6 protein-coding genes and 1 tRNA gene are annotated in these 7106 nt (G+C 68.6%); 4 read left to right on the forward strand and 3 right to left on the reverse strand.

The features are described from left to right. Positions 1 to 99: 99 nt before the first annotated feature. Entirely contained in the window at positions 100 to 786 is a 687-nt protein-coding gene (lexA, locus tag EIP85_RS16230) for a transcriptional repressor LexA (RefSeq protein WP_127903265.1), read from the forward strand. A 76-nt stretch (positions 787 to 862) separates the two neighbouring features. Here lexA and EIP85_RS16235 read toward each other — a convergent pair whose 3' ends face one another. From EIP85_RS16235 to EIP85_RS16245, 3 genes are all read right to left on the reverse strand, one after another. Further along, on the reverse strand, positions 863 to 1678 hold the full coding sequence (locus EIP85_RS16235) for a metallophosphoesterase (protein ID WP_127903266.1): 816 nt from the start codon (positions 1676 to 1678) through the stop codon (positions 863 to 865). Between the two features lie 23 nt (positions 1679 to 1701). Next, a complete protein-coding gene (locus EIP85_RS16240; protein WP_127903267.1) occupies positions 1702 to 2961 on the reverse strand; it encodes a glycerate kinase type-2 family protein in 1260 nt (419 codons plus the stop codon). Positions 2962 to 3047: 86 nt separating this feature from the next. Continuing rightward, positions 3048 to 4367 carry an ATP-binding protein gene (locus EIP85_RS16245; protein WP_127903268.1) on the reverse strand — a complete coding sequence of 440 codons (1320 nt, stop codon included), beginning with the start codon at positions 4365 to 4367 and terminating at the stop codon, positions 3048 to 3050. A 44-nt stretch (positions 4368 to 4411) separates the two neighbouring features. Here EIP85_RS16245 and EIP85_RS16250 point away from each other — a divergent pair, with 44 nt between their 5' ends. From EIP85_RS16250 to EIP85_RS16260, 3 genes are all read left to right on the forward strand, one after another. Then, the gene (locus EIP85_RS16250; protein WP_127903269.1) at positions 4412 to 5365 is read left to right on the forward strand and encodes an MBL fold metallo-hydrolase; all 954 of its coding nucleotides are present in this window, start codon (positions 4412 to 4414) and stop codon (positions 5363 to 5365) included. A 49-nt stretch (positions 5366 to 5414) separates the two neighbouring features. Then, positions 5415 to 5489, forward strand: a tRNA-Asn gene (locus EIP85_RS16255). A 531-nt stretch (positions 5490 to 6020) separates the two neighbouring features. Continuing rightward, entirely contained in the window at positions 6021 to 6686 is a 666-nt protein-coding gene (locus EIP85_RS16260) for a hypothetical protein (RefSeq protein WP_127903270.1), read from the forward strand. The last annotated feature ends 420 nt before the right edge of the window (positions 6687 to 7106 follow it).

A 7106-nucleotide genomic window follows, 5' to 3' on the forward strand; every position in this document is an offset into this window, starting at 1 on the left:
GGCGCCCTGCCCCAAGCCTGGCAACCGCTTGACACAAATCGGGAACACGGCTAGAACATTATCCGAACACCCGCGGCAGCCACGAAGGGATTGCTCGGCATGCTGACCCGTAAGCAGCTGGAATTGCTGGATTTCATCAACAAGCGGATGCAGGCGGACGGGGTTCCGCCCTCGTTCGACGAGATGAAGGATGCGCTCGACCTGCGGTCGAAATCGGGCATCCACCGGTTGATCACCGCGCTTGAGGAACGGGGATTCATCCGCCGTCTTGCCCACCGGGCGCGGGCGCTGGAGATCGTAAAGCTGCCCGAGGCGCTGGAGCGCGACGGTTTCACCCCCCGCGTGATCGAGGGCGCCAAGGCCGACCGCCCCGCTAGCGCGATGACGGTGGAGCCGGTGCATGCGCTGGAGCTGCCGGTGATGGGCCGGATTGCCGCCGGTGTGCCGATCGAGGCGATCCAGGAGATCTCGCACCATGTCGCGGTGCCCGGCGCGATGCTTTCGGGCAAAGGCCAGCATTACGCGCTGGAGGTGCGTGGCGAGTCGATGATCGAGGCCGGGATCAACGACGGCGACGTGGTGGTGATCCGCGAGCAGATCACCGCGGAGAACGGCGATATCGTCGTGGCGCTGGTCGACGATGCCGAGGCGACGCTGAAACGGTTCCGCCGCCGCGGCGGAATGATCGTGCTGGAAGCCGCCAACCCGGCCTTTGAATCGCGCATCCTGCCCGAGGCGCGGGTGCGGGTGCAGGGCCGCCTCGTCGGACTGATCCGCAGCTACTGACCCGGCGCGCCGCCCCCCGCCCTTGCGGGCCCGGGGCCGGAGCGGTGGCGCGGCCCCCGAGGCGCCGCGTCAGGGGTCACACGAAGCTTCGCACCACCTCCATCGGCAGATGCGCCAGTTCCCTGTCCCGGTGCGGGAAGGTGACGAATTCCGCCGTCAGCCCCGAAGGGCGAAGCGTGCAGAGGGTGAAGCCCACCGTCTCCATGATCCGCATCCCGTCGAGCACCATCGGGTCGATGAGATTGTGCAGCCCGTTGCCGACGACGACCGGAAGCCCGTGCCAATGGCTGACCCGCGGCACGTGGACGTGCCCGCAGAGCAGGCCCTCGGCGCGGCCCTGAAGCGCCGCGCCGAGGCGGGCGGTGCTTTCCCAGTCGAGGCTGTGCCAGATAAGCTCCTCCTCGGCGGAATGGGCCGGGGGGTGATGGCAGACCACGATCTTCGGCACGTCCGGGTGGCGCGCCAGGGCGGCCTCGAGAAAGGCGAACTGGTCCTCCTCCAGCCGCCCGCCGATCCTGCCGGGCTGCTGGCTGTCGAGCACGATGACATGGGCGCCGCCGGCAAGACCGTCATGGGCGTAGCGCGCGTTCCCCGGCTGGCCGAGCAGCTCAGCGTGGAAGGCGGCGCGGTCGTCGTGGTTGCCCATCGCGAGGAAGACCGGCACCGCGATCCGCGACAGGCGTCCGGCCAGCAGGCGGTAGCTTTCCGCGTCGCCCCGGTTGGTCAGATCGCCGCTGATCACCACGAAGGCGGGGGCCGGGTCCATCGCCGCGATACGGGCGATGGCCTCGTCGAGCGCTGCCAGCGTGTCGGTCGACAGCTCCGGGTCCGGCACCGCCGGGTCGGAGATATGCAGGTCGGTCAGATGCAGAAAGCGGATTGGGGCGGGCATGGACTTGGCTCCGGTGGGGCGCGTCAGCGGATCAGGATGGCGCGGAAATCATTGACGTTGGTGCCGGTCGGTCCGGGCACGAAGAGATCGCCGAGGCGGTCGAAGGCGCCCCAGGCGTCATTGCCGGCGAGCAGTGCCGCCGGATCGGCGCCGAGCGCGCGCAGCCGCGCCATGCTGGCCCCGTCGGCAAAGGCGCCGGCGTTGTCTTCCGATCCGTCGATGCCGTCCGTGTCGGCGGCGAGCGCCGCGACGGGCAGCCCTTCGGCCGCCAGCGCGAGGGCGAGGAGGAACTCGGTGTTGCGCCCGCCCCTGCCCTTTCCGCGCAGCGTCACCGTCGTCTCGCCGCCGGAAAGCAGAACCACCGGCCGCGGCACGGGCCGGTCGCGCAGCGCGACCTCGCGGGCGATGGCGGCGTGGACGCGGCCGACGTCGCGCGCCTCGCCCTCGATCGCGTCGGAGAGGATGGCGGCGGGGATGCCGGCGCGGGCGGCCTCGTCTGCCGCGGCCTCCAGCGAGAGGCGGGCGGAGGCGATGACGCGCACCTCGTTCCGGGCCAGCCGTGGATTGGCGGGATCGGGGGCGAGGCCCTCGTCCGAGGCGATCCAGGCGGCGATCTTCTCCGGCAGGGCGATGCCCCAGGTCTGGACCAGCGCACGGGCCTCGGCCCGGGTCACGCCGTCGGCCACGGTCGGACCGGAGGCGACCTGCGCCGGATCGTCGCCCGGCACGTCGGAGACGACGAGGCTGACCACCCGCGCCGGGTGGGCGGCGAGCGCGAGGCGGCCGCCCTTGATCCGGCTCGCCTGCTTGCGGATGGCGTTCATCACCCCGATCGGCGCGCCCGAGGCGAGGAGCGCGCGGTTCAGCGCGGCCTCGTCCTCCAGCGTCAGATCGCCCGGCGGCGCGGGCAAGAGCGCCGAGCCGCCCCCGCAGACCAGCGCCACCACAAGGTCATCCGCCGTCAGGCCCGCGACCGCGGCCAGAAGCGCCTCCGACGCGGCGAGACCGGCCGCATCGGGGACCGGGTGGGCGGCCTCCAGCACGCGGATGCGCGTGCAGGGCGCGGCGTAGCCGTAGCGGGTGACGACGGTGCCTTCGAGGGGGCCATCCCAGAGCCGTTCGAACGCGGCGGCGAGTTGCGCCGCGCCCTTGCCGGCGCCGATCACCACGGTGCGGCCCTTCGGCTTCGCGGGCAGCGCACGCCTGAGCGCGGCTTCCGGATCGGCGGCCTTCACCGCTGCGGCGAAGAGCGCGCTCAGAAGCTGCCTGTCCTCGGTCTTCATCGATCCCCCCGGAGCGTTCGGCGCACGATGCCGCGCGGGCACGGAAGGTGCAAGGCGGCACGCGTCGATGCACGGGACCTTGCCGGTCAGCGGGCGAGCACCAGCTCCGCCTTCAGGCCGCCGAGCTTGGCGCTTTCGCCGAGCCGGAGCGCGCCGCCATGGCTGCGCGCCACATCGGCCGTGATCGAGAGGCCGAGACCCACCCCGCCGCCGAGGTCCTGGTTGCGCGCGGCGTCGAGCCGGATGAAGGGGCGCATCGCCTCCTCCCGCCGCTCGGGCGGAATGCCGGGTCCGTCGTCTTCCACCGCGATGATCACCTGCCGCTCGGTCAGCGTCACGCCGACCTCGACGCGCGTTCCGTAGCGCACCGCGTTGGCAACGAGGTTCTCGATCGCGCGGGCCACCGAATGCGGCCGTAGAAGCGCGCGCCCCTCGCCCCGGGCCGGGCGAAGGCTGACGGGCTGACCGGCGCGGACGGCGTTCTCGACCACCCGGGCGACGAGCCGGGCCGGGTCCACCTCCTCCGGCGCCTCCAACGCGTCACCGCGGGCGAAGGCGAGGAAGGCGTCGAGAAGACGCTCCATATCCTCCACGTCGCGGCGCAACTCGGCCACCTCCGCATCATCCTCCAGCATGGCGAGGCCGAGCTGGAGCCGGGTGAGCGGGGTTCTGAGGTCATGGCTGACGCCGGAGAGCATGCGGGTGCGCTGCTCGATCTGGCGCTCGATCCGGGCGCGCATCTCAAGAAAGGCGAGGCCGGCGGCGCGCACCTCGGTCGCCCCGCGCGGACGGTAGGGCACGGAGCGGCCCTTGCCGAAGGCCTCCGCCGCGGCGGCGAGCCGGGTGATCGGCTTCAGCTGGTTGCGCAGGAAGAGATAGGCGATCAGCGTCATCAGCACCGAGACGAAGAGCATCAGCACCAGGAGCTGGTGGGGATTGGAGGCAGAGACTCGGCTTCGGTCGAAGTCGACCTCCATCGGCCCCCAGTGGCTGGGAATCGTGATCGTGACGGAGCGCGGGTCGGAGGTGAGGTCGATCCCCTCCACCTGCGGCATGCGCTGCCGCAGGGTGTAGACCATCTGCCGGCCCGAGAGATCGTACCAATGCCGATGCACCCCATGGGCCGCGGGCCCGGGCAGCGTAACGTTCAGGTCCAGAGGGCGGCCGAGGTCCTGGGCACGGGCCTGCGCCTGCTCCAGCGTCGAGGCGCCGTTGACCCGGTGCAGCAAATAGCCCACTTCGAGGACGATGTTGCCGGTCATCTGCCGGGTGACGCCCTCGTAATGGCGCTGCACGAAGACGACGGAGACGACGAGCTGGATCGTCACCACGGGCACCAGCAGGATCAGCGCGGCACGTCCGTGCAGGCTGCGGGGCAGAAAGGGTTTGAGCCAGGCGGGTTTCATCGGCCGCGAGCCTAGCCGCAGCCGGAGAGGAGAGGAAGCGGGAGATGACATCGGACACGGATCGCTTGGCCCTCGAGCTTCTGGAGCCCGGACTGCGGCGGGTTCTTGCGCCCAACCCCTCGCCGATGACGGAGCGGGGCACCAACACATACCTTCTGGGCCAGGGCGCGGTGGCGGTGATCGACCCGGGGCCGGCGATGGAGACGCACCTGCAGGCGATTCTCGCCGCACTGGCGCCGGGGGAGCGGGTCAGCCACATCCTCGTCACCCACAGCCACCGAGATCACTCCGGCCTTGCCCGCCCGCTGGCCGCGGCGACCGGCGCGCCGGTGCTGGCCTTCGGCCCCACCGGGGCCGGCCGCAGCCCTGCGATGGCGGCCCTGGCCGCGCAGGGCGGGATCGGCGGCGGCGAGGGCGTGGACGAAGGTTTCGCCCCCGACCGCCTGCTGGCTGATGGCGAGGTCGTGGCGGGCACGGGCTGGCAGCTGACGGCGCTCTGGACACCGGGACATTTCAGCAACCACCTCTGCTTCGCGGCCAGCGGGGGCCCGAGCGGCGGTGACGGTCACGCGGAGGGGGCGATCTTCACCGGCGACCACGTGATGGGCTGGTCGAGCTCCCTGATCTCGCCGCCGGACGGAGACATGGGGGCCTTCATGGCCTCGCTCGCCCGCCTGGCCGCGCGACCGGCCCGCAGGCTCTACCCCGGCCACGGCGCCCCGGTCGACGACCCCGCCGGACGCATCGCGGCGCTGACCGCCCACCGCCGCGCCCGCGAGGCCGCGATCCTCGCGGCCCTTGCCCCAGCGCCGCTGGACCTCGCAGCGATCACCGCCCGCGCCTACCCTGAAACCCCGCCCGCGCTGCGTCCGGCGGCCGAGCGCAACGCCTTTGCCCATCTCCTTGATCTTGCGTCCAGAAATCTCGCCGAGCCCTCTGGTCCGCCGGGTCTCGGCGCGCGCTGGAGCCTGCCGAAAAACTCCGTGCCGGTTTCCTGATTTTGCCTCTGGACGACCCCAGATGCAGTTGCTATACGGCCCCCCGTGTTCCGGCGTAGCTCAGCGGTAGAGCAGTTGACTGTTAATCAATTGGTCGTAGGTTCGATCCCTACCGCCGGAGCCAAAAAAACTTTCAACCAATTGTAATATTTCTATTTTCTATCCCACGCGGGACGCGTTCCGCCCAACGATCCACCCAAATATCTGCCCCAATTTCTCCCATTTTCTTCTTTGGCAGATGAGTAATGTCTCTCGTCGCCTGGCTGGCATCCGTCTGAGATAAGCAGGCACATCCTGTCTTCGCCCCATGCTCATCCACCGCATAGCCTCGGATGACATGTTTGATGAAGCCTATGCCTGGCTCTGCAAGCGTCGCCGGGACTACCCGGCCAGCGCCGCTTCCTCTGACCCGCTGGCCGACCCGACTGTTCGGCGAGCCGGTTCCTCTGGCTTTCCCGCGTACCCAACCGGCGGGTCTCGACCGAGCTCCTTGGCGCCGGAATCGCAAGTCTTGCCCGATGCACTTCCAGTGACGATGCTGTTCATCGCGGGCGATCGCCTGGAAATTGCTGGTATGCGCCAGTAGCGCCGCGTTCCAGATGATCTTGGCGGACTGCCTGCGGGGAGGTGCGGACAACTCGGCCGGAGGACGCCCATGAGCCAAGGCGGGTCAGCGACAATCAACAGGCTCGGCTTCTGGTCAGCCCTCGTCGCGTTTGTCGGTGCGGTCGGCTACGTCGCCAGTGTGCCGCTGCAGATCTTCAACATGGTCACCCCGTTGCAGGACTCGGCAATTGCATTTGGCTTCTCGCTGATAATACCGGTCCCGTTCCTGATCGCAATGCTTGCACTCCACTACACGGTCCCCGTCGAGAAAAGGATATGGAGCCACGCCGCGATCGCATTCGCTTCGATATACGTGACCTATTGCACGCTCAACTACGTGGTCCAGTTGGCAACCGTGATCCCGAACGGATACTTCTGGACGTTCGAAAATCAGGAAGGTACGGCCGGCCCGCTCAGCTTGCTCAACCAGACCCCGCACTCGCTCTTCTGGGACATTGACGGGCTCGGGTACATATTCCTCAACCTGGCTACGATTTTCGCCATACCGGTCTTTGGGAAGATGGGTCTGCAAAGATGGGTCAGGCTGTTCTTCATTGCCAATGGCCTGATCACGCCATTCTTTGCTGTCGCATATTTCTACCCGACATTCTCGGCATCCGTCCTGCTTCTGGGCGCTCCCTGGGCAATCACCGTCCCGGGATGCCTCCTGATGCTGGCGCTTTTCTTCAGAAGCCAGCCATCGTCAGACCTCTGAGATCGGCGCGGCCAGGGCAAACGCGGCTCAGGATGCCGCAGCAAAGAGACATCACCAAAGGATGAGTTCAGATTCGAACCCACGGCGCGGTTTGATAGAGGCCTTCTCTGTCCGCATCGCAGAACTTCGCGCCGACCGCGGCGAAGTTCCGCTCCCCGCGCTCTCCTGCCGGGAGCCGCGGACGGCCCACTGCGGGCCTCCACCTCACCGTCAATCGCCGCGCCGCAGCGTCACCAGACCCGCCGTTCGTGGCCGGCGCAGCATTCATGTTTCAGCCTTGTCGGGAAAGGATTGCTCATCGATCGGATCTCCTTGCGAAGCCTGGATCATGCCAATCGCCTGAAATCAATAGGTCTGGAGCCTAGTACTACAGTTGCATATGTTGCCGAGTTTTCCGGTGTGCGATGGCTGCGACGATCT

The sequence above is a fragment of the Solirhodobacter olei genome (assembly GCF_004010155.1).
Classification (GTDB): Bacteria; Pseudomonadota; Alphaproteobacteria; order Rhodobacterales; family Rhodobacteraceae; genus Solirhodobacter; species Solirhodobacter olei.

Bases quoted from the DNA above. Each gene is read 5' to 3' on its own strand.
- EIP85_RS16260 (WP_127903270.1), top strand. From the start codon at position 6,021: ATGAGCCAAGGCGGGTCAGCGACAATCAACAGGCTCGGCTTCTGGTCA.
- EIP85_RS16250 (WP_127903269.1), top strand. From the start codon at position 4,412: ATGACATCGGACACGGATCGCTTGGCCCTCGAGCTTCTGGAGCCCGGA.
- lexA (WP_127903265.1), top strand. From the start codon at position 100: ATGCTGACCCGTAAGCAGCTGGAATTGCTGGATTTCATCAACAAGCGG.
- EIP85_RS16240 (WP_127903267.1), bottom strand. From the start codon at position 2,961: ATGAAGACCGAGGACAGGCAGCTTCTGAGCGCGCTCTTCGCCGCAGCG.
- EIP85_RS16235 (WP_127903266.1), bottom strand. From the start codon at position 1,678: ATGCCCGCCCCAATCCGCTTTCTGCATCTGACCGACCTGCATATCTCC.
- EIP85_RS16245 (WP_127903268.1), bottom strand. From the start codon at position 4,367: ATGAAACCCGCCTGGCTCAAACCCTTTCTGCCCCGCAGCCTGCACGGA.